The organism is Parafrankia sp. FMc2 (assembly GCF_041008525.1).
Classification (GTDB): Bacteria; Actinomycetota; Actinomycetes; order Frankiales; family Frankiaceae; genus Parafrankia.
Genome location: NZ_JBFLUG010000517.1, coordinates 1 through 546 on the forward strand (window position 1 = coordinate 1; position 546 = coordinate 546).

Genomic DNA, 546 nt, shown 5'->3' on the forward strand with positions numbered 1-546 from the left:
GCCTGTTCCGGGTCCGGATCACAGGCGGGATGGTCGTCTTTCGTGTTCGGGTGCTCCAGCTGGTAGCACGGTTGTATGACCCGTGGCGACCTGACCGACGGCGAGTGGGAACTGATCGAACCGCACCTCCCGCTGGGGGCCTCCGGGCCGATCCCTGACCTGCGCAGCTACTTCAACGCGGTGATGTGGAGGTTCCGGACCGGCAGCCCCTGGCGGGACGTGCCCGAACGCTACGGCTCCTGGTCGACGATCTACGACCGGTTCCGCACGTGGGCGCGGGACGGGATCTTCCAGACCCTCATGGACGCGATGATCACCGAGGCGGCGGCGCGCGGCGCCGTCGACCTCAGCCTGGCCAGTGTGGACTCCACCGTCGCCCGCGCGCATCACCACGCGGCGGGCATGGCCGTCGACACGGACCTCCTGGAGGACATGGCGAAGGCCCTGGAGGAGGAAAAGGGGCTCCAGAAACCGGACAAAACGACCCTGTGACCGAGGTGCCCGAGGACGGAGAAGAAGCCGAACAGGGACGGCGCCGCGCGGTAC

1 protein-coding gene is annotated in these 546 nt (G+C 68.3%); it reads left to right on the plus strand.

Annotation, left to right across the window (positions count from 1 at the left end; genetic code table 11):
* Window positions 1-75: 75 nt before the first annotated feature.
* Window positions 76-492, plus strand: a complete 417-nt coding sequence (locus AB1460_RS38240; RefSeq protein WP_368967498.1) for an IS5 family transposase — start codon at window positions 76-78, stop codon at window positions 490-492.
* The last annotated feature ends 54 nt before the right edge of the window (window positions 493-546 follow it).